Source organism: Rhodococcus sp. NFXS4 (genome assembly GCF_058139645.1).
Window position 1 is genome coordinate 1,008,030 of record NZ_CP192221.1, and the last position, 19,809, is coordinate 1,027,838.

Sequence of the window (19,809 nt, forward strand, 5' to 3'; positions counted from 1 at the left end):
TCCGGTGACCATGAGCTCGAGCCCGGCACCTCGTCGGGCCGCGAAGGCCGTGCTGACCCCGCTGCGCCTGGTGGCGTTGGGTTTCGCCGCCGCCATCGCAGTGGGCACTGTTCTCTTGCTGCTGCCCGCGGCGACGCAGGTCGGCAAGAGCACGGATCTGCTGGGCGCCCTGTTCACCGCTACGTCCGCGATGTGTCTGACCGGGTTGATCGTGGTGGACACTCCCACGCACTGGTCCGGCGCCGGTCAAGGCGTCATTCTCGCGCTCATCCAGATCGGCGGCTTCGGCATCATGACGATGGCGTCGCTGGTGGGTCTCGTCCTCGCTGATCGCATCGGTCTTCGCGGACGTCTCAATGCGGCGGCTGAGCTCCGCACGTCCGGACTCGGCGACGTGCGCAGCGTCGTGGTGGGTGTCGTGAGAACCAGCCTTCTCATCGAGACGGCGGTCGCGGCGTGTCTGGCGGGCCGTTTCGCCGTCGGCTACGACGAGCCGCTCGGACGGGCCGTGTGGCTCGGCATCTTCCACTCCGTGTCCGCGTTCAACAACGCCGGCTTCGCGTTGTTCAGCGACAACATGATCAGCTTCGCCACCGATCCGTGGATCTGTGTGCCGCTCCTCGTCGCCGTGGTCCTGGGCGGCATCGGCTTCCCCGTCCTCTTCGAGGTGGCCCGACACGTTCGGGGACGCACTCGTCGACGATGGACGCTGCACACGCGGCTGACGGTCACGGTCACAGCGGTCCTGCTCGTGCTCGGCCCGGCATTGGTACTCGTACTGGAATGGTCGAACACATTGTCCGAGCGCGGAGTCGGCGGCAAGCTGCTGGTGGCCGCGTTCCAGGGAATCATGCCGCGAACCGCCGGGTTCAACAGCATCGACTACGCCGACGCCGACAACGCGACGTTGCTCGTCACCGACGTGCTGATGTTCATCGGCGGCGGTAGTGGCGGTACCGCGGGCGGCATCAAGGTCACCACCTTCGCCATTCTGCTGTTCGTCATCATCGCCGAGGTACGCGGCGATCGCTCGGTCACGGTCTTCGACCGACGCATCGACTCGCGGGTGCAGCGTCAGTCCTTGACCGTCGCCCTGGTCGGCGTTGCGCTGGTGATGGTGCCGGTCGTGGTGCTTCTCGCCGCGACCCCGTTCGACCTGGACGTCCTGTTGTTCGAGGTGGTGTCCGCCTTCGCCACCGTGGGACTGTCGACAGGCATCACCGCGCAGCTGCCGGGGTGGGGGCAACTGATACTCGTCGTCCTCATGTACCTGGGCCGCATCGGCTCCATCACGCTGGTGAGTGCGCTGGCGGCGCGAGAACGCGATCGGCGATACACCTTCCCCACAGAGAGGCCGTTCATTGGCTAAGAAGCCGTCCTCCGACGTCGTCGTGGTCCTCGGTCTCGGGCGCTTCGGTAAGTCCCTGGCGCTCGAACTGATGGCGCAGGGTGCCGAGGTGCTCGGCATCGACTCCGACGAGGCCGTCGTGCAGCGGGTCTCCGATCGTCTCACCCATGCCGCCGTCGCGGACACCACCGACGAGGAAGCGCTACGGCAATTGTCGGTACACGAATACGATCGCGCCGTCGTGGGTATCGGGTCCGATCTCGAGGCAAGTCTGCTCACCGCCTCCGCGCTGATCAACCTGTCGGTCGGCAACGTGTGGGCCAAGGCGATCAGCAATGCGCATGCCAAGATCCTGACGCAGATCGGTGTCAGCCACGTCGTGCGGCCGGAACACGACATGGGCAAGCGCGTCGCACATCTCGTGCGCGGACGGATGATGGACTACATCGAGTTCGATGACGGGTTCGCGATGGTCAAGACGACTCCCGCTCAGTTCCTCGTCGGCCATCGGCTCGGAGACACTGCCGTGCGTACCAAGTACAAGGTGACCGTCGTGGCTGTGAAGAGGCCGGGCGAAGGCTTCACCTATGCCACGGCCGACACCGTGATCGAGGCCGACGACATGGTGATCGTCTCCGGTCAGGTGCGCGACACCGAGCGCTTCAGTGAGCTCACCTGACGGCTCACGACCGGCGTTCCTCCTTCACCAGCTCCTTGGTACGGACCAGCCGAAGAACCGTCACGAGCATCACTCCACCGACGATGTTGAAACCGACCGTGTATCCGAACCACTCGATCCACTGCAGGTAGTCCACGTCCGCGCCGGCGTGAATCGCGCCGAAGATCAACAGCGAGTCGAGGATCGAGTGGAACAGCTGCAGCCCCGCCAACAGGAAGCCGGCCGCCATGGCCGCGATGATGCGGGCGACGTCCGAGGTGGTTCCCTGCTGCATCCTGGTCAGTAGCGTCATGGTGCTGCCGCCGAGGATCGCCAGACAGATCGACTGCGTGTTCAAGGGCGCGTCGACGAAGTGGTGTGCCGATTCGGACAGCACCATCAGCCACTGCGGGAACGCCTGCGCGACCAGCCACATCACCGCCCACCCGCCGACCAGGTTGGCCAGAAGAGTGCCGATCCAGAGCTTCGCGAGTTGTGCCGGGGTGCCGTCCTTCGAGACCACCGCGGCGATGGGCATGAGGAAGTCCTCGGTGAAGAGCTCGCTGTGCGCCAGATAGATTGCGACGAGCCCGATCCCGAACGCGAGCCCGGCGAGAAGATGGCTGCCCGTCTCGTCCAGCACCGCGAGGTAGGCCATCACGCCCAGCGCCACTTCTAGGCCACCGAACAGTCCGGTGACGATTACGGCTCGGACGGTGCGGTGCAGACGCTCGGCACCTTCGGTGACCACCGAGTCGAAGCTCTCTTCGAGCTCCTCTTCGACGGGACCGTCGTTGTCACCGTCGTTGCGGCGCGCTTCTTCGCTCATCCCACGGTGTACCCCGCGTGGTCAGTCGCTACCGGGTGGTCAGCGCTTCTTCTTGTTCACCGCGGCGGAGGCGTCGTCGGCGGCGATGTTCCCCGCGGCCTTCGTCTTCTTGTCGAGTCGCTTTTCCTTCAGCGACTTGCCCGATTTCTGTGTCATCGAGTTGCGCGGAGACTTGTCAGCCATGGTGTCAGCCCCTTGATCAAGGGAACCAGATGGCTCCGATACGGCGAACACTACGCCTGATGCGGCGTGAACAGCGCAAACGCTGACAGTGGAACGTGCTGAGCGACTGACGCGTCCTACCCCGCGAGGGGGGGTGGGAACGATGTTCGTCGTCGCTGATGTGGGGGCTGTGCGGGCCGCGAGCCGAGCTGTGCTCGGCGAGGCGGAGCAGATCGGTGTGGTGCCGCGCGGTGTGGTCGCGCTGCCCGGAGCGTCGACCGCGGCCGCACTCGCTCGAGCGGAAGAGCGAGCCGTCTCGGCACTGAACGATCTCGTCGCGGGCTTCTCTGCGACAGCGCGATCGCTGGATGCCGCTGCCGTCGGGTACGCCGACGCGGACTCGGCGAACGCCGCTCGGCTCGAGAGGGCTCGGCATGGAGGTTGCTGAGCTCGCGCCGCGCCGTGAGGTGGTGGCGTCGTGGGATCCCGACGCCGTCCGGATCGACGCGACGTGGATCGGTGACGGCGCCTCAGTTCTCGACTCTCGCGCGGCGGCAATCGACAGGAGCCGCGTCGATCTGCGCGAAGCGTGGCAGGGTGCAGCCGGCGATGCTGCGGTAGGTCGTCTCGGACGGGATCTTGCTGCAGCGCAACGTCGGACGACTCAGCTTCGGGTGCTGGAGCGCGCTGTAGTGGATGGTGCTTCTGCCATCGCCGTTGCTCGCGAGGCGCTCCTCGACGCTGTCGTCGTGGCCGAGGCGGACGGCTGCCTCGTCGCACCGGACTGGTCGGTGGTCAGCAACGGTGTCTCCCACACGGGGGTCATCGCGGCGCATGTGCAGGCGCTGATCGACGCGGACGAGTCCGCCGCCCGGTCCATCGACGACGCGTCCGCTGCACTTCTCGACGGCGAACCACGACACTTCGTTCCCCTCGCGATCGGCCTGGCCTGGGCGGTGGAGGCGGCCGTGCACGCGATGATCGCGGCCGGAGTGCTGTCCGTCGGCGCGATGGCCTTCGCACTGGTCGACCGGTTCGGGACGGATGCGTGGGATGCGATCCACGACGCGCTGCCGACCAGCTTCTTCCAGGATGCGGGGCCGGTCGATGCGGCGGGTGTGGAGAAAGTCCTTGCGGATGAGACCGAACAAGGCAGACAGCGTGCGGTGAGGCAGGTGGATTCCGGTGATGACGTGAGGACGTTGTTCGACGACCTTGCGCAAGAGGGCCAGGCCGCCAGCACCGGAGGAAACGAGAAAATACTGGAGCGCTATGTATTACCGGACGGCACAATGATTCAGCTCCGGGTCGGTAGCAAGTCAGGTGGACCCGTGATCGACATCCAAAGACCAGGAGGCGGCGACGTGATCAAGGTGCATGTGCGATGAAGGTCGAGACCGGGATCGAGTTTCGTCTACTTCTGGATTTGGACGACGACTGGACGTCGCTGTGGAGCTTCGTCGCAAAGGTGCGCGCGTTTCGAGGGTGGCACACCGCGCTCGACGAAGTGGCTGATGTGATCCGCTGGTTCGCCGACTCGGGACTGATGACATTCGGTGCCCTGGCGGACAACGACATTGGATGGGAAGAATGGCCGACCGACACCGACGAGTCGATGAGGCGGATCGCCGAGGGGCATGGCAAAACCGACGGTTACCTGGCTGCAGAGCAAGACCTCGACCTGATGGGCTGCGAAGTCTTCCGCGGAAGCATCACGGAGAAGGGTGAGCGTCGGCTCGCGGAGCTCGAGGCCCAGGGCATGACATGGGACAACACGATCGGTCCGTTCGAGACCCGTAGCGGCCTGCTGTGAGATCCGGTGCAGAAGTAGTCGCTGAGCGAACAGTTCTGCACCGCATTCGCATCGGCAGTCGGTTGATCGCGGACGTTTGCCCCGCAATGTGTGGACGAATGATCAAGGCGGATGCGCGATGAACGACGAACAACTCGAGTTCAACCTGTTGGTCCAGTTGGACGACGACTGGATCACGTTCTGGGAGTTCATGTATTACATGATCCAGTCCAGGGGGCCGTCGACGACAGCCGAGCAGACAGCGACTGTCATCAGGTCGCTCGTCGAGTCGGGGTTGATGACTCTGGGCGCCTTGGCGGCGAACGACGTCGGGTGGGAGGAATGGGACGTCGCTCTGAATGAGGCCATGCGCCGCATCGCAGAGGGGCATGCAGGTGAGGTCGGCTACCTGACGGCGCCGGATAGAACAGCACTGACGATTTTCGAGGTCGTTCGGGCGTGCATCACAGAGAAGGGCGAGCGGCGCCTCGCCGAACTCGAAGCGCGCGGGTTCACGTTCGAAGGTCCCAGCGGACTGGTGTGAGATCCGGTGCAGGGATCGTCGCTGGACGAAGGTTTCTGCACCGAATACGTCGCGACGGTGCGCTTACCCACGCATTCCGCGGCTCCGCGCACCTTCCGACGCGTCGGGAAGCGACGTAGAGTTCCCGCATGGCTCGTGACGCCGACCTCGAGGACCGGGTTCGCGCTGCGCTGTCCGCCAGGTCCACCGTGACCGAGAAGGCGATGTTCGGCGGCCTCGCGTTCATGGTCGACGGGAAGATGGTCGTGTCCGTCGGGAACGGCGGCGGCGCATTGCTGGTGCGGGTACCGCGCGAGCACGACGACGACTATGTCGGACGCCCGGGAGCCCGTCGTGCGCAGATGGGCGCGGCTAGGTCGATGGGTCAGGGGTGGATCTCGGTGAACGCGGCTGCTCTGGAGTCCGACGACGACCTGCAGGTCTGGATCGACGCCGCAACCTCGGCCGGTACTCCGTAACCAGGGGACCGACGTTCTACCGCGACAAGTACTCGATGAACTCCCGCACCACCGGGCACGGGTCGAGTGGCCGCCCAACTTGTGTGCAGTAATCCGCTAATAGCGCGGATCACTGCACACGATCACCGCGTCGGCAGCCCGTGCCTGCGCGGGTCGACCGATCAGGGGTGGCGCGCGCGCTGATCCATCGGGCGTTCACCTTCCCGGCTTAGCGTGGGCGTCATGGCGATGCGACGAGTGCTGCTGACCGTCTCGATGTGTATGGCGCTGGCGGCCTGCTCCACGCAGGAGACCGAGACCGCGCAGCCGCTCGACGGCTTCGACCTCCAAGCGCACCGCGGCGGCCTTGGACTGGTCACCGAGAGCACGCTCGCCTCGTTCACCAACGCCCTCGAGCTCGGCGTCACCACACTCGAGATGGACGCGCAGATCACCGAGGACGGCATCGCCGTCGTCGCGCACGACCGGAAGGTGTCGGACGCGAAGTGCCGTGACACCCGGCCCGCGACCGACGGCGATCCCGAGTTTCCCTACGTCGGGAAGTACGTGAACACCCTGACGCTGGCGCAGGTGCGAACCCTCAATTGCGGTGTGGCGCAGCTCGACGGCTACCCGGAACAGCGAGTGGCGACAGATGCCGGAATTCCGACCCTCGACGAGGTGCTCGCGCTGGTGAACTCGTACGACTCCACGGTGCAGCTGAACATCGAGACCAAGGTGGAGGCGGCAGCGCCCACCGAGACGGCGCCCCGTGGGCAGTTCGCCGACGTGGTGCTCGCCTCGGTCGGAGCGGCGGGACTGCTCGATCGCACCACCATCCAGAGTTTCGACTGGGGCGCTCTCCTCGCGGTGAAAGCAGTCGACCCGTCGGTGCGCCTGGTCGCGCTTACGGAGCCAGACTTCCTCGAAGTCGGGGAACCCGGAGCGTCCCCATGGCTGGGTGGTCTCGACATCGATGACTTCGACGGTGATCCTGTGGCGGCGGTGCAGTCGTTCGGCGCCCACGCCCTCTCGCCCGTCCAGGGCACCCCGCAGAAGGGAGCCGTGGAGGATGCGGACTTCGAGCTCTACGTGACACCCGAGTTGGTGGCGTCAGCGCATGCCGCTGGGATCCGTGTCGTGCCGTGGACGGTGGACGACCCCGCGACGATGGCGGTACTGATGGACATGGGTGTCGACGGCATCATCACCGACTACCCCGACCGCCTGCGCGAGGCGATGGGGGAGCGGGGGATGGCGCTACCGGAGTCGGCCACGGTGCGCTGACGCGCGCCTGTCAGCTGACGTACACCGGTACCGGCTTCTCGAAGCTCTCGTTGTCCGGCAGGATCGGCTCGTCCGCGCCGGCATCGACGTCAGCGACTGTCCGCACGCCGCGCAGCGACGCTGCTCCCTCGCGAGCCACCACCAGCTCGTCGTACCAGGCGAACCACGGCATCCCGAACCGCGTGTAATCCGCGGCGCTCAGAGGAACCGAGGCGGGTTCCGATCCTGTGAGCTGCTGCCACACAGCACTGTTTACGATGTCAATGGTGAATCGTCGGCCGTGCTCGAGGTCCCACGATTCGTGCGGGACCACTGGCGTCGCCACTGCCTGTCTGATGGATCCACCGGCACCGAGGCCCATCGCGTCGTTCGGGGGCAAGGAGAAGCAGATGATGGTCGGCAGGTGGTCCAGCTCCGAGTACTTGCTCGCCAGCATCGGGTAGACGGCCACCTGGATCCCACCGCGCGCCGGCTCCGAGGACAGTTGCTCCTCCACCGTGTAGTCGGCGCCCAGCGGGGCAGCGACGAACTGGCGCACCGTCCCCTTCTCGGCAGTGAACCCATCGAGCCACGGCTGGTCCGGAACTTCGAGGTAGTCCTCGGCCTCGAAGTCGGGAACGGGCGACCATGGTTCACCCGTCAAGACGTTGATGGTTCCGCTGCTCATCGTCACGAGGAACGGATAGCCGGCGTCGAAGTTGATCCAGCACGCCTCGGACTGCCACATCGGCATGGCGAAGCGAGTCACCCCGTCGTCGTCCTGGCCGGACTCCGTCACCTGCAGTCTGCCGAGGCCCGGAGGGAGGTCGTACGTGGTTCCGTCGTCGGGAACGCGGAGAGTCCGCTGGAACGAGAACGACATCCGGGCGTCGGGATGGACCTCGGGGCACCGGACCTCGACACGGTCGTCGACGATGTGCACTGCCATGGTGAACCCCTTGCCCGGGCCCGCGGCCCTCGTCGTGTGTGGAGGGATGCTGGCACGGGGGTCCGACACAATTCGGCGGGCTCCGACTCAGTCGAGCCGCATCAACCCGTAGAACCCTTCAATGTGCTCGCGCGCCAGGGTGGCGGCCTTGGCGCCGTGGCCTCGGCGCAACGCGTCGACGATGCCGCGATGCTCGCACCGGAGGTTCACGGCGACGGCCGACCAGTCGTCGAGCATGGGTACCGCGTCCATGACGTAGCCGTGGATCGAGTCGCGGAGCGAGGTCATCATGGCCTCGATCAGCACGTTGCCGGCAAGCCCTGCGAATCGAACATGGAGCTCGGCGTCGAGGCGATGGAACTGATCGGGTGCCAGACTCTTGTCGTCCATTCGGTCGAGTAACTCGTCGATGGCGGTGAGGTCGGGGGTGCGCGCCGCGGCGTCGCGCAACGCCCACGACTCGAGGAGCACGCGCGTCTGCACCACGTCGGCGATGGGCAGGAACTGCGTGGCCATGTGCAGCCGCAGTGCCGAGCCGATGGACGTGGCGGGATCGGCCACGACGATCGCGCCCGCATCGGGGCCCGACCCGACCGACGTCTTCACGACGCCCATCGCCTCCAGGACGCGGATGGCCTCGCGAACCGAGCTGCGGCCGACGCCGAGCTCCTCCGCAAGTGCGCGCTCAGCCGGCAGTCGATCGCCGACACGGAGTCGCGCCGCCGCCAGGTCCTGTTCGATGCGGTGGAGAACCACCTCGTGTGCGCGCATTGTCGGAGAATAGCTGGTGTGGTCCGACCACAGGGGTTACTGTGGTCAGACCACACGCTCTGGAGGCTCCATGCGGATCGCCCTGTTCGCCACCTGTCTGGCGGACGCACTCTTCCCCGAGTCAGCGAAAGCGACTGTCTCACTGCTCGAACGGCTCGGCCACACCGTCGTCTTCCCGTCGGATCAGACGTGCTGCGGCCAGATGCACGTCAACACCGGCTACCTCAAAGAAGCCGCACCGCTGGTGCGCCACCACGTCGAGGTCTTCGAGAAGTCGTCGTGGGACGTCGCCGTCGCACCGTCCGGTTCCTGCGTCGGATCGGTGCGCCACCAGCACGCGATGGTCGCGCGCCGCGCCGGTGATGAAGACCTGGCCACGCGCGCCGAGGACATCGCCGGCCGCACGTACGAGCTGTCCGAGCTTTTGGTCGACGTCCTCGGCGTCACCGACGTCGGCGCCTACTACCCGCACCGCGTCACCTACCACCCCACGTGCCATTCGCTGAGAATGCTGCGCGTCGGCGACAAGCCACTCGAACTGCTGCGCAACGTGCGCGGCATGACGTTGGTCGAACTGCCCCAGGCCGAGTCGTGCTGCGGCTTCGGCGGAACGTTCGCGTTGAAGAATTCTGAGACCTCGACGGCGATGTTGTCGGACAAGATGGCCAACGTCCTCTCCACCGGTGCCGAGGTGTGCAGCGCCGGGGACTCGTCGTGCCTGATGCACATCGGCGGTGGCCTGTCCCGCCTGCGCACCGGCGTCAAAACTGTTCACCTGGCGGAGATTCTGGCATCGACGGAGGCAGCATGACCACCTTCTTGGGTTCTCCCGGTATCGGAAACATCCGCGGCGAGGAGAGCTTCCCGAAGGCTGCGAAGCGCGCATTGCAGGACACTCAGATGCGGCGCAACGTCGGGGCTGCGACCAAGACGATTCGGGAGAAGCGACTCGGAGCTGTTGCGGAGTGCGATGACTGGGAGGAGTTGCGCCTCGCCGGGAGTGCCCTCAAGACCGACGTGATGTCGCGGCTGCCCGAGCTGCTGCAGCAACTCGAAGCCAACGTCACCGCCCGCGGGGGAGTGGTGCACTGGGCACGCGACGCCGACGAGGCCAACCGCATCATCACGGATCTGGTCAAGGCGACGGGCAGTGACGAGGTGGTCAAGGTGAAGTCCATGGCCACCCAGGAGACCGGCCTGAACGAGTACCTCGAAGCCGAGGGCATCGCCGCGATCGAGACCGACCTGGCCGAGCTCATCGTCCAACTCGGTGACGACAAGCCAAGTCACATCCTGGTTCCCGCAATTCACCGGAACCGTGCGGAGATTCGCGAGATCTTCCTGCGTCGCATGCCCGGTGTCGACGCTGCCATCACCGATGAGCCACGCGAACTGGCCATGGCGGCACGGGAGCATCTGCGACGGAAGTTCCTGTCGGCGAAGGTGGCCATCAGTGGCGCGAACTTCGGTGTCGCCGAGACGGGGACGCTCGCGGTCGTCGAGTCCGAGGGCAACGGGCGCATGTGTCTGACGCTGCCCGACACCCTCATCACGCTGATGGGCATCGAGAAGCTGGTCCCCACGTTCGCGGACCTCGAAGTGTTCATGCAACTGCTTCCCCGCTCGTCCACGGCCGAGCGGATGAACCCGTATACGTCGATGTGGACCGGAGTGCACGAAGGCGACGGTCCCCAGAACTTCCACCTGGTGCTCATCGACAACGGCAGAACCAACGTGCTTGCCGACGAGGTGGGCCGCGCCGCCCTCAACTGCATCCGGTGCAGCGCGTGCTTGAACGTGTGCCCGGTCTACGAGCGGACCGGTGGGCACGCGTACGGGTCTGTGTATCCGGGCCCGATCGGTGCGATCCTGTCGCCGCAGCTCACCGGCACAACCGGCCACGACGACCCCAATGCGTCACTGCCGTATGCGTCGTCGCTGTGCGGGGCGTGTTTCGATGCGTGCCCGGTGCGCATCAACATCCCGGACATCCTGGTGCACCTTCGGGCCGAGCAGGTCGACTCCGAACGTGGCGGCATCCCCGGCGCGCAGGAGATCGCGATGCGGGCGGCAGGGTGGGCGATGAACTCGCCGAAGCGATTCGGGATGGCTGAGAAGGCTGCTGGCGTCGGACGCCTGCTGGCCGGGAAGAAGGGACACATCGAGTCGCTTCCCTTCCCCGGATCGTTGTGGACCACGAGCCGTGACATGCCGGCACTTCCGAAGGAAACGTTCCGCCAGTGGTGGGCACGAACGCACGAGGACGAGTCATGAACGCGAAGTCGGAGATCCTCGAGCGCATCCGATCCGCGACCGCAGGTGGGGTTGCCGGCCTCGATGTTCCGCGGGACTACGACCGAGCTGCCTTGGTCTGGTCGGGTGACGTCGACCGCTTCGCCGAAACGGTCGACGACTACCGGGCGCAGGTCTATCGGATCTCCGAGTCGGCTATTGCCGGCACGGTGGCGTCGTTGCTCGGTGGCGGTCGAGCGGTAGTACCCGTCGATCTGCCCTCTGCCTGGGTCGACGGCATAGCGGTGGTTCCGGACGAGGGCCTGTCGATCGACCAACTCGATGCCCTCGACGCGGTGATCACCGGCTGCGCGGTGGGGATCGCTGCCACGGGGACGATAGTGCTCGATGCCTCTGTCGCGCAGGGTCGTAGGGCTCTGACTCTGGTGCCGGACCATCACATCTGCATCGTCCGCGCCGACCAGGTGGTGGACACGGTGCCGCAGGCCTTCGCGGTGCTGGACGCCTCTCGGCCGCTGACCTTCATCAGCGGGCCGAGCGCGACCAGCGACATCGAGCTGAACAGGGTGGAGGGTGTCCACGGGCCTCGGCGGTTAGATGTGTTGATCGTCCAGTGAGGGCAGCTCGTCGAGCACTGGAAATTAAATCGGCCCGCTTACACTGCATAGCGTGAGTGCTGCCCGAATCACCGTTGCCACCTGGAACGTCGAATGGGCCACGACTCGCGGCCGGCGGGGTGCAGAGGTTCAGAATCGTCTGGCGAGAACGGCGGCAGACATCTTTGTCGTGACGGAGGGGCGCCAAGACCTTCTTCCTGGCGACGGGTACACCCTCGATGCCGGTGACGACTGGGGATACGCGATCGAACCGGCCCGTCGCAAGGTCCTGGTGTACTCCCGGCATCCACTTGCAGAGGTGCGTCGGATCGATAGTGGAGGCGGCGCAGGACGTGTGGTGACCGCGCTGACCGAGACCCCCATCGGTCCGGTCAGGTTGCTCGCGGTGTGCATCCCCTGGTCCCGCGCCCACGTGAGCACAGGTCGCCGCGATGCCGCTGCATGGTCCGAACACTTCGAATGCCTGGACCAGATCGAGGATGTGATCGGCACCTTCGATGTATCTGTGCCGGTCATCGTTGCCGGGGATTTCAACCAGAAGATCCCGCGAGCCAAGCAACCGATTCGGGTAGCCGACCGTCTCACCGAAGTCATGGAACGGTGGACGTGCCATACCGCCGGCAGCACCAATGACGGTCAGCTCATCGACCACATCGCTTCGGATCTCGACTGCGTCGACGTTCGCACGTGGCCGGGAACGATGGGCGACCTGCGTCTGAGCGATCACTCCGGCGTCGTATGTGAGCTCGTACCGCGCTGACGTCAGGGCCGCGCGAACAGAGTGGCGCCGATACCGACTCCTTGTGAGCGCACAGCGTGATCAGGACTCGGGGAGTCCCTCGTGCGCGGGACACCTCGACCGGTGCTCAGCTGGACCGATGGGCTGCCAGGCGGTCGACAACGTGGACTGCTGTCTCGAGCCAGATGGCCCAGCAGCCTTGCGGTCGATCGAGTAGTCCGTCCTTCTTTTGCCTTGGCTATAGAGGTCGGTGCGCGACGTTGCTGGCATACGGACAAACCCTGTCGGGTGGCTCGGATAGCCTGACGGCGACTCAGGAGGTCTTTGATGGCGACGAACGATGTCGTAGTTCCCGTGTGGTCGTTGGCGACGCAGCCGACATCGAACGCCCTGATGGCAAGCGAGGGAAGTTTGACGTCCGCTCGGTTGACTGAATTGCGCACGGTTCTGGCCTCGATGGCGGACTCGCCGGTGGCGACTCTCGAAGCGCATGACGTGCCTAAAGGTGTGGATCGTACGGGCGGGATGCGCTTGATCAGCACCAGTCCGCTAGCGACTCAACTGGCGCAGCTCGTCAAGAGCACTCCCAAGGTGACATCCGAGGTCGGGGGGGAAACGTTGTATCGCATGACCGTTCCGGCCAAGGTCGCGAGCCAGATGGGCAGCGGACTCGTCAAGCCGATGGTGTCCAAAGTGGGAGGCGTCCACAGTGCACTTGTGGGTCGTTCCGGAATTGTTGCGCACGCGTCCTACGTTCCAGTGGCCGGCGGCGCAGTCGGAGGCTCGGCTGCCACGGCAGGCGTTGCAGTCGGAGCAGCGGGAGCGATGACTGTTGCTGCCCCGTTGGTCCTGATGGCCGTCGCCGCCGGATTGAGTGTGCAAGCTGAGAGGAAGCGCGCCGAAACTCTCGAGAAGATCACGAACCTTCTCGAGAAATTGGTTGATGATGAACTGTCTCGCGAACGTAACGCGTTGAACGCCTGCGTCGACGCTATCGAGAAAGCCACCGCGATTCTCCTGGATCACGGCAGAGTCGGCGCATCGATCGGTCTTGATTCGGCGTCTTATGCCATCAGCACAGCGATGACCACTGCCGAATCCCGACTGACTCGGTGGCAGAACGTGCTTTCTGAGCGTGCGGGGCGTCGAATCGAGCTCGGCCCGCTCAAGGCTTCGTTCAAGGGGATCGATGAGGAAGGAGGAGAGTTCCGCCTGCACTTGGAGATTGCTGCACTCGCTATCGCCTTGAAGAAGCGAATCATCATCCTGCAGGCGGTCGAGCATGCGCAGATGAACGAGGGCAATGTGTTCGAGAACTTCACGCAGGCGCTGAGGTCTGATCTGACTCGCGTCTCGAAACTCGAAAGCGGAATACGGGATTTGCTGTCCAATCTTTCCTCTCTTGAACTCGATCGTTCACACGGTGTGCGTGATGTGGTATTCAGGGCAAGCGAAGTCGACAAACTCCTTGATGCTGCGTACCGCGTTCGTGCACTCGGCGTCGGACTGGAGACCGGAGATGAGCTCTCCGACGTAGCAATCGAGATCGTGCAGGAGTCCGACGGCTCGGTGGTTGTATTTCCCGCGCACGCGGCATAGCAACGTCATGCAATGTGACGAGACAAGGTAGGAGTCGATCGTGGGATGGAACCCGCTCGACAGACGCTCTGCAGACCAACGAACACTGGATGATGCGCTTGTCGGACTCGACAAGCCGAAGTGGTTGGGCAACAGCTATCCGTCACCACCCAAGTTGGTTAGTGATGCCCTCCTAGCGTGGAGATCAACTAGTCCTCCAGCGTCCGCCACCGATGATCCGGCTGTGAAACGCTTGAATCGGGTTCGGCACACGATCAATCGTGATCGGGGTTCTACTCCCACGCACGCCGCTGACGTCAAAGAGCTGATCGCACTGAAGAGCACAGTGCGCGGAACTGCGGTGTATGCAGTTGTAGTCCTCGCGTCTTCGGTGCAGGAGCTTGACGCTTGGACGGCGGGTGAGGTCGAGCATCGCATCGTTCGCATCGACCTGACCGCAGAGGTGCAATCCGTCGCGGCCAGCGCCAGCAAGCTCGACGCCGCTTTCTCCAGGCTGGGGCCAGCGCCTCACGGACACCTCGCCCACGACAAGGAGGTACAGGCAATATACGAGGCGCGTAGGGCGGCCCTGCTCGATCGCCAGCAAGCGTTGTGTTCTCGACTCGTGGCCATGCGTCGCTATCTGGAGGGACTGATGGAAATTCAGCGAGAACTCGAGAAGATCCGCTGGATCGAGAGTCACGGCTCGCCTGATATTTCCGAACTGGTGGCACGGGAAGGTGACGAACTGGCTTTCCACAGTCTCACCGCTGCGCGAGACATGTTCGCCGCCAACACTGATCGTATCGGACATCAACTGTTGGAAGCTGCGGAAAAGTTGTCTCGCGATCGGTGAGCGATCAACAGAACCGATGGGGCACTATGAGTCGCCGAGAATTCGTTACGCGTCGTCGCTTTCGGTGCCGTAGGAAAGATCTGCCCACAAGCCTATAATCGCGTTAACAACTGCCGGCTCCCGATACGCCACCCCAAACTCCAAGCCGCGACCGTGAAGATCCAAGGCAAGCCGGAGGTCGATCGATGTCCGCTCGTGGGCGGAGACTGGGGAGAGAAGGTAACGATAGACACGAGTGCCGTCCGGAGTGTGCTCGCCGTACGTGTAGACGAGCCAGCCAGGTTCCAGCACAACCGATGACGCTCTCAATCTGCCACGTGGAGTGCCTCTGATGACCATCAGGTGAGCGTTCGATTCAGTTGTCGATGGTCGTGATAACGGAAATACGCTCTCGTGGGACCACACCATCTGCACTGTCAGCCCAGAGGTGCTGTCTTTGGCATACTGCCGCACTAAATCCTCACGAATCAGTAGCGCGGCTTCCGATGGCTGACCCGGGTTCCCGCTGAGAACGACTTGAATTGCGGTGGGTTTGCTCAGTGACATCATTCCGCTTCCGTGCTCCTGCGGTCGGGGCGGTGCTCGTGCTTCCTGCTCACCATATGCGGTACAAGCATTGCACGGTTTTGATGCTTACTGTCAGCGTCCAAGCAATGCGGGATCGCATGGGAGATGCGAGCCTGCTCCGTTAGGTAGGGAACAAGGACGCTTCAGATATCTCGCTGCTGGGACTGTCCGTTACTCCGGAGATGGGAAGACGGTCATAGGCCGAATCTTCATCCTGCCTCGAGCCGACTCGCGATCGTGGACTTCCACGCCCGATTCGCGGTGGCAGAAGTCCACGATCGATGCGCTACCGGATCACCACTGAGGGATGACGTCCAGGATCCACGTGATGCCGAACTTGTCGACAAGCTTGCCGTACAGCGGTGAGAACCCGACCGGCCCGAGCGGCACCAACACTGTTGCCCCAGCAGACAAGCCCTCGAACGCGGCGGTGATCTCGTCCGCATCGTGGCTTCGAAGCGCGCTGTAGAAGGCGTTCTCACCGGCGTTGTAGGGAAGCGAGTCCTGGATGTCGTACGCCATGACGCGGAACCCTCCGGGTGTGCTGACCTCACCCCAGGCGATCTGCTCGGACTGGGTCGGTCCCTGGCCCGATTCGGTGTCACCGTAGGGGAATGCGACCAATTCGCCGCCGAAGACGGACTGGTAGAACTCCAAAGCCTCACGTGCGTTGCCGCGAAGGTTGATGTGCAGGGCGGTGATGACGGTCATCGAGACTCCTCGAGTGGTTAGGTCCGGCAGGCTTTGCCGACAGGAACGACGATCACAGGCCAATAGGTCAGATCCTGACCGCTTGCTCGCGCATACTCGAGTGATGTCGGAACCGTCCTCGCGCATGCTGACCCTGTTGTCGTTGCTGCAGGTCCGCCGCGAGTGGCCGGGTACCGAACTGGCCGGGCGACTCGGTGTGAGCCCGAGGACCATCCGCCGCGACGTCGACCGGTTGCGCGTTCTCGGCTACAACGTCGCTGCGTTGCGCGGGTCGGACGGTGGCTACCGGCTGGACGGGGGCGAAGAAGTACCGCCCTTGCTACTCGACGACGACCAGGTGGTCGCACTGACACTCGCCCTGCAAGTCGTGCCGGCCCTGGGTGTCGACATCGCCGATGCCGCCGAGCGAGCCTTGGCGACCCTCCGAACTGTCATGCCTACCCGCGTCCGCAACCGGGTCGACGCGCTGGCGCTCACTGCGCTGCCTGCGATCGGAGACCCGATCGATCCCGTGGTGCTACGCACGGTCGGGGAGGCGGCGCGCAAGCACGAGGTAGTTCGCTTCGATTACTTATCTAGGGAACATGATTCAGTGCTACCTCCGCGACGCGTGGAGCCGCACGGAGTGGTCGGTGCCGGAGGCCGGTGGTACGTCGTCGGGTGGGATCTGGACCGCGACGACTGGCGTGTGTTTCGAGTCGACCGCATGACACCGAAGATGCGAACTGGCGTGCGGTTCACTCCGCGCCCGATCCCCGGCGGCTCGTCGGCCGAGTTGCTCCGTCGACGCTTCCGCGGCACGGTCTCGGGTGATTGGGCGTGCGAAGGGGAGGCGACGGTGCACCTTCCTGCGGCGGAGGTCGCTCCCTTTCTCGCCGACGGGACGGTCGAAGATCTCGGTGACGGCCGTTGTCGTATCCGCATCGGCGCGTGGTCGTGGACGGGCATCGCGGCATCGTTGGCTCGGTTCGACGCAGAGCTGGAGGACCTACGTCCCCCGGAGCTTGCCGACGCTGTGGTGAGGGTCAGCGAATGCTTGCGGCGGGCGGTGGCGAGTGGATGACGGGCATACTCGGACCCGAACGCGAACGGTCACCCGTTCGACACTGCTGCGAGGGACGGTCATGCCGACTATTGCTGTCACAGGTTCAACCGGCTCGGTGGGCGGCGCTGTTGCAGCGCACCTCGCGGAAACCGGCACACCACAACACTTGCTGGTTCGCGATCCCTCCAGAGCGCCGAAGCTGCCCGGTGCCACCGTCGGCACCAGTTCTTACAGTGACGCGGAAGGTGCCACGCAGGCCCTGGCAGGAATCGACGTGTTGTTCATGGTGTCCGGCGCCGAGAATGCGACACGGCTGACGGATCACCGCACCTTCATCGATGCTGCGGCGCAGGCCGGAGTTCGGCACATCGTCTACACGTCGTTCTTCAGGGCGGCGCCGGACGCGACGTTCACTCTCGCGCGCGATCACTTCTTTACCGAGCAGCACATTAAGGAGTCCGGGCTGGCGCACACGTTCCTCCGCGACAACTTCTACAGCGACGTGATGGAACTGTTCGCGGGCGAGGACGGTGTCATACGCGGCCCGGCGGCGGACGGACGGGTGTCCTTGGTGGCGCGCGCAGACGTGGCGCGAGTCGCGGCACGCGTTCTGGCTGACCCCCAGCAACACGTGAACACCACCTATGACCTGACCGGGCCGGAAGCGCTGTCGATGTCCGAGGTGGCCGCGACAATCGCCGACGTTCGAGGTCGTGCGGTGTCGTTCCACGACGAGACGCTCGACGAGGCGTACGAGTCACGCGCTGTCTGGGACGCGCCGGACTGGCAGAACGATGCCTGGGTGTCGACGTACACGGCGATTGCCTCCGGCGAACTCAGCGCCGTGACCGACGACGTCGAGCGGGTGACTGGTCGGCGTGCGATGACGCTGCGAGAGGTTCTTCGGAACGGCTAGACCACCTATCCTGGGAGCGGTGTTCCTCCTCTTCGGCTTCGGCCTGAAACGCAGATCCCTCGGCGCGGGCCACACCCGCACCTGCCAGCGCTGCCACAACACCACTCAGTGGGCTCGGATGCAGCAGTACAAGCAGTTCAGCGTCTTCTTTATCCCGCTCGCGCGCTGGAAGCGCACCGAGTTCGAGGAGTGTGGAATCTGCGGGGCGGCTGTGTACGCGTGATCCATTGCCACATGCAGTCCGTCATGGCGACCTGACTGCGCGGGTGGATGTCGGATGTGCGTCAGCTGGATAGCTCGTCGCAGCGCGCGCTGATGAACCTGGTCATTCGCGACGTGGTCTTCTCGCCGAAGCCGATCGATTTCACGTCGCTGGTTGCCGCGCGTACACCGGCGCACACGTCGTCCAGAACTCGCTCTACCGCTTTACGTGGAAGTCGATGGCGTGCCGCGCCGTCAACTATGTGGTCGCGCGACCACTTATTGTTCCGACCGTAGAACGTCAGTGCCATCGGATCGTTCCAGCCCATGTACGGCTGAGTGCACAGCAGGTCGTATGCCGGAGTGACTCCCCACATTCCGCTGGTGTTCCGGCGAATGGAGTAATTCTTCCCGTGGAGATCTCCATTGCCGATCGCATACGAGTACACGGTGAGCCTGAGCAGTTCGAGCGCCGCCTGGCGCGCGGAACCTCCACCGAGTTCGACAGTCGAGGCGAGTGTGTCGATCACCGTCTCGGTCTTCATCCGGTACTTCGACGATGGGTACAGCGAGTTGATCTGACACGCGTCCTCTTGCGCGAGCCTACGATCACCGTCCCGATCGAAACGTTGAACGAGAAGTCCCGATACTCCACAGGCGTCGGTCACTATGTGCCGACGCGGTACGACGAGCCCGCAGCTCTCGGCGACAGTCATGAAAAAGTTCTCGTTCTCGACCAGACGCGGAAAGCGGTTCGGCGGAGCCAGTTTCAGAATGGCTGCCCCTTGCGTCGTCGCTACGGGCGACGTGTACATCTGGGCGGACACCTTGCCTTGCACCCCGGGCAAGCTCGCGGTATCGACGCGCATCGAATCCGGCCCGGACAACTGATCGAACAACGCCCGCAAGTCCGGTGACGGGGATTCCGGATCGAAGGCGAACGTTGCAGGCTGCAGCTCGGTTCCGTGGGGGACAACGCGCACGTCGCCGATAGTGTCCGATCCGACGCCCAGGAGAATGGTGAAGTGGTCGTCCTCCGACGTCTTCATCCCGGCGACCACACCGGAGAGACGAACACCTTCCGGGAGCAATCCTGCGAAGAAGGGCGGCACGCTCCCCGCTCCTACGCTGACGTCGACAGCGTCGGTGGGCAGCGACCAGGCAACCGGGTCCGCGCCGGGTCGCGCCAGGTAGTCATCGTCGTAGTGGAAGCTGACGTTGTCGCCGGACCTCGTCAGTGACCCTGCGCGAACGTTGCCCTTGTAGACGTCTGCTCGATCGATGTCGCGCAAGTCGGCTCCGGTGGTCATCGTTCCCCTGGTTCGACGATGGCTCCGGCGCGGGTCACAAGCGTCAGATCGCACCCCAACGCGTCAGCGACGGCGTTGACCCCGTCGAGTTGAGGCGCGTCTTTGCCGCCCTCGATAGCTTGAACAGTCGAACGGCCGACTCCGGCCAGCAGAGAGAGCTCAGCTTGCGTCAGACCCAAGTCGTGACGGCGTGCTGTGAAAGACCTGGCGAGTTTGCTGACGTCGGTACGACGCGACTTTCGAGGAAGTGCCATGCGGGT

General features: G+C 64.5%; 24 protein-coding genes. 17 read left to right on the forward strand and 7 right to left on the reverse strand.

Features of this window, described 5'->3' with window-relative positions; translation table 11 throughout:
* Positions 1 to 10: 10 nt before the first annotated feature.
* Positions 11 to 1,369 (forward strand): TrkH family potassium uptake protein, encoded by a 1,359-nt coding sequence (locus tag J4E04_RS04675; RefSeq protein WP_222645951.1) that lies wholly within the window; start codon positions 11 to 13, stop codon positions 1,367 to 1,369.
* The gene (locus J4E04_RS04680) at positions 1,362 to 2,027 is read left to right on the forward strand and encodes a potassium channel family protein (RefSeq protein ID WP_490149986.1); all 666 of its coding nucleotides are present in this window, start codon (positions 1,362 to 1,364) and stop codon (positions 2,025 to 2,027) included. The genes J4E04_RS04675 and J4E04_RS04680 overlap by 8 nt, the downstream gene beginning before the upstream one ends.
* A 4-nt stretch (positions 2,028 to 2,031) precedes the next feature.
* On the opposite strand, the gene J4E04_RS04685 is transcribed toward J4E04_RS04680, so the two are convergent.
* Together J4E04_RS04685 and J4E04_RS04690 are read right to left on the reverse strand one after the other, a co-directional pair.
* Positions 2,032 to 2,835: a formate/nitrite transporter family protein gene (locus J4E04_RS04685; protein WP_490149987.1), complete on the reverse strand. Its 804-nt coding sequence runs from the start codon at positions 2,833 to 2,835 to the stop codon at positions 2,032 to 2,034.
* Positions 2,836 to 2,874: 39 nt separating this feature from the next.
* Positions 2,875 to 3,018: a hypothetical protein gene (locus tag J4E04_RS04690; RefSeq protein WP_197027742.1), complete on the reverse strand. Its 144-nt coding sequence runs from the start codon at positions 3,016 to 3,018 to the stop codon at positions 2,875 to 2,877.
* Between the two features lie 142 nt (positions 3,019 to 3,160).
* Here J4E04_RS04690 and J4E04_RS04695 point away from each other — a divergent pair, with 142 nt between their 5' ends.
* The 6 genes from J4E04_RS04695 (at position 3,161) to J4E04_RS04720 (ending at position 7,057) form a co-directional block, all read left to right on the forward strand.
* Positions 3,161 to 3,445: a hypothetical protein gene (locus J4E04_RS04695; RefSeq protein WP_490149988.1), complete on the forward strand. Its 285-nt coding sequence runs from the start codon at positions 3,161 to 3,163 to the stop codon at positions 3,443 to 3,445.
* Positions 3,432 to 4,385: a hypothetical protein gene (locus J4E04_RS04700; protein WP_490149989.1), complete on the forward strand. Its 954-nt coding sequence runs from the start codon at positions 3,432 to 3,434 to the stop codon at positions 4,383 to 4,385. Before J4E04_RS04695 ends, J4E04_RS04700 begins: the two co-directional genes overlap by 14 nt.
* Positions 4,382 to 4,810 carry a hypothetical protein gene (locus J4E04_RS04705; protein ID WP_490149990.1) on the forward strand — a complete coding sequence of 143 codons (429 nt, stop codon included), beginning with the start codon at positions 4,382 to 4,384 and terminating at the stop codon, positions 4,808 to 4,810. Before J4E04_RS04700 ends, J4E04_RS04705 begins: the two co-directional genes overlap by 4 nt.
* A 118-nt stretch (positions 4,811 to 4,928) precedes the next feature.
* Positions 4,929 to 5,333: a hypothetical protein gene (locus J4E04_RS04710; RefSeq protein ID WP_490149991.1), complete on the forward strand. Its 405-nt coding sequence runs from the start codon at positions 4,929 to 4,931 to the stop codon at positions 5,331 to 5,333.
* 128 nt (positions 5,334 to 5,461) lie between these two features.
* Positions 5,462 to 5,791 carry a TfoX/Sxy family protein gene (locus tag J4E04_RS04715; RefSeq protein ID WP_490149992.1) on the forward strand — a complete coding sequence of 110 codons (330 nt, stop codon included), beginning with the start codon at positions 5,462 to 5,464 and terminating at the stop codon, positions 5,789 to 5,791.
* 222 nt (positions 5,792 to 6,013) lie between these two features.
* Positions 6,014 to 7,057 (forward strand): glycerophosphodiester phosphodiesterase family protein, encoded by a 1,044-nt coding sequence (locus J4E04_RS04720; protein WP_490149993.1) that lies wholly within the window; start codon positions 6,014 to 6,016, stop codon positions 7,055 to 7,057.
* A gap of 10 nt (positions 7,058 to 7,067) precedes the next feature.
* On the opposite strand, the gene J4E04_RS04725 is transcribed toward J4E04_RS04720, so the two are convergent.
* Positions 7,068 to 7,985, reverse strand: a complete 918-nt coding sequence (locus J4E04_RS04725; RefSeq protein ID WP_490149994.1) for a hypothetical protein — start codon at positions 7,983 to 7,985, stop codon at positions 7,068 to 7,070.
* 87 nt (positions 7,986 to 8,072) lie between these two features.
* Positions 8,073 to 8,756: a FadR/GntR family transcriptional regulator gene (locus tag J4E04_RS04730; protein ID WP_490149995.1), complete on the reverse strand. Its 684-nt coding sequence runs from the start codon at positions 8,754 to 8,756 to the stop codon at positions 8,073 to 8,075.
* A gap of 70 nt (positions 8,757 to 8,826) precedes the next feature.
* Between J4E04_RS04730 and J4E04_RS04735 the strand changes: the two genes are divergently transcribed.
* The 6 genes from J4E04_RS04735 to J4E04_RS04760 all read left to right on the forward strand — a co-directional run bounded on the left by J4E04_RS04735 (position 8,827) and on the right by J4E04_RS04760 (position 14,799).
* Positions 8,827 to 9,567, forward strand: a complete 741-nt coding sequence (locus tag J4E04_RS04735; RefSeq protein WP_056073464.1) for a (Fe-S)-binding protein — start codon at positions 8,827 to 8,829, stop codon at positions 9,565 to 9,567.
* Positions 9,564 to 11,030 (forward strand): LutB/LldF family L-lactate oxidation iron-sulfur protein, encoded by a 1,467-nt coding sequence (locus tag J4E04_RS04740; RefSeq protein ID WP_490149996.1) that lies wholly within the window; start codon positions 9,564 to 9,566, stop codon positions 11,028 to 11,030. Before J4E04_RS04735 ends, J4E04_RS04740 begins: the two co-directional genes overlap by 4 nt.
* Positions 11,027 to 11,626 (forward strand): LutC/YkgG family protein, encoded by a 600-nt coding sequence (locus tag J4E04_RS04745; RefSeq protein ID WP_490149997.1) that lies wholly within the window; start codon positions 11,027 to 11,029, stop codon positions 11,624 to 11,626. The genes J4E04_RS04740 and J4E04_RS04745 overlap by 4 nt, the downstream gene beginning before the upstream one ends.
* 52 nt (positions 11,627 to 11,678) lie before the next feature.
* The gene (locus tag J4E04_RS04750; RefSeq protein WP_490149998.1) at positions 11,679 to 12,386 is read left to right on the forward strand and encodes an endonuclease/exonuclease/phosphatase family protein; all 708 of its coding nucleotides are present in this window, start codon (positions 11,679 to 11,681) and stop codon (positions 12,384 to 12,386) included.
* A 306-nt stretch (positions 12,387 to 12,692) separates the two neighbouring features.
* Positions 12,693 to 13,964 (forward strand): hypothetical protein, encoded by a 1,272-nt coding sequence (locus J4E04_RS04755; protein ID WP_490149999.1) that lies wholly within the window; start codon positions 12,693 to 12,695, stop codon positions 13,962 to 13,964.
* A gap of 223 nt (positions 13,965 to 14,187) precedes the next feature.
* Positions 14,188 to 14,799 (forward strand): hypothetical protein, encoded by a 612-nt coding sequence (locus tag J4E04_RS04760; protein ID WP_490150000.1) that lies wholly within the window; start codon positions 14,188 to 14,190, stop codon positions 14,797 to 14,799.
* A gap of 861 nt (positions 14,800 to 15,660) precedes the next feature.
* Here J4E04_RS04760 and J4E04_RS04765 read toward each other — a convergent pair.
* Entirely contained in the window at positions 15,661 to 16,077 is a 417-nt protein-coding gene (locus J4E04_RS04765) for a VOC family protein (protein ID WP_490150001.1), read from the reverse strand.
* 103 nt (positions 16,078 to 16,180) lie between these two features.
* Between J4E04_RS04765 and J4E04_RS04770 the strand changes: the two genes are divergently transcribed.
* The 3 genes from J4E04_RS04770 (at position 16,181) to J4E04_RS04780 (ending at position 18,261) form a co-directional block, all read left to right on the forward strand.
* Positions 16,181 to 17,140 (forward strand): helix-turn-helix transcriptional regulator, encoded by a 960-nt coding sequence (locus J4E04_RS04770; RefSeq protein ID WP_490150002.1) that lies wholly within the window; start codon positions 16,181 to 16,183, stop codon positions 17,138 to 17,140.
* A gap of 61 nt (positions 17,141 to 17,201) precedes the next feature.
* Positions 17,202 to 18,038, forward strand: a complete 837-nt coding sequence (locus J4E04_RS04775; protein ID WP_490150003.1) for an SDR family oxidoreductase — start codon at positions 17,202 to 17,204, stop codon at positions 18,036 to 18,038.
* Between the two features lie 19 nt (positions 18,039 to 18,057).
* The gene (locus J4E04_RS04780; protein WP_056073455.1) at positions 18,058 to 18,261 is read left to right on the forward strand and encodes a zinc-ribbon domain-containing protein; all 204 of its coding nucleotides are present in this window, start codon (positions 18,058 to 18,060) and stop codon (positions 18,259 to 18,261) included.
* 61 nt (positions 18,262 to 18,322) lie between these two features.
* On the opposite strand, the gene J4E04_RS04785 is transcribed toward J4E04_RS04780, so the two are convergent.
* Together J4E04_RS04785 and J4E04_RS04790 are read right to left on the reverse strand one after the other, a co-directional pair.
* Complete coding sequence (locus tag J4E04_RS04785; protein ID WP_490150004.1) at positions 18,323 to 19,549, reverse strand: type II toxin-antitoxin system HipA family toxin; 1,227 nt, start codon at positions 19,547 to 19,549, stop codon at positions 18,323 to 18,325.
* The gene (locus J4E04_RS04790; RefSeq protein WP_490150005.1) at positions 19,546 to 19,803 is read right to left on the reverse strand and encodes a helix-turn-helix domain-containing protein; all 258 of its coding nucleotides are present in this window, start codon (positions 19,801 to 19,803) and stop codon (positions 19,546 to 19,548) included. The genes J4E04_RS04785 and J4E04_RS04790 overlap by 4 nt, the downstream gene beginning before the upstream one ends.
* Between the last annotated feature and the right edge of the window lie 6 nt (positions 19,804 to 19,809).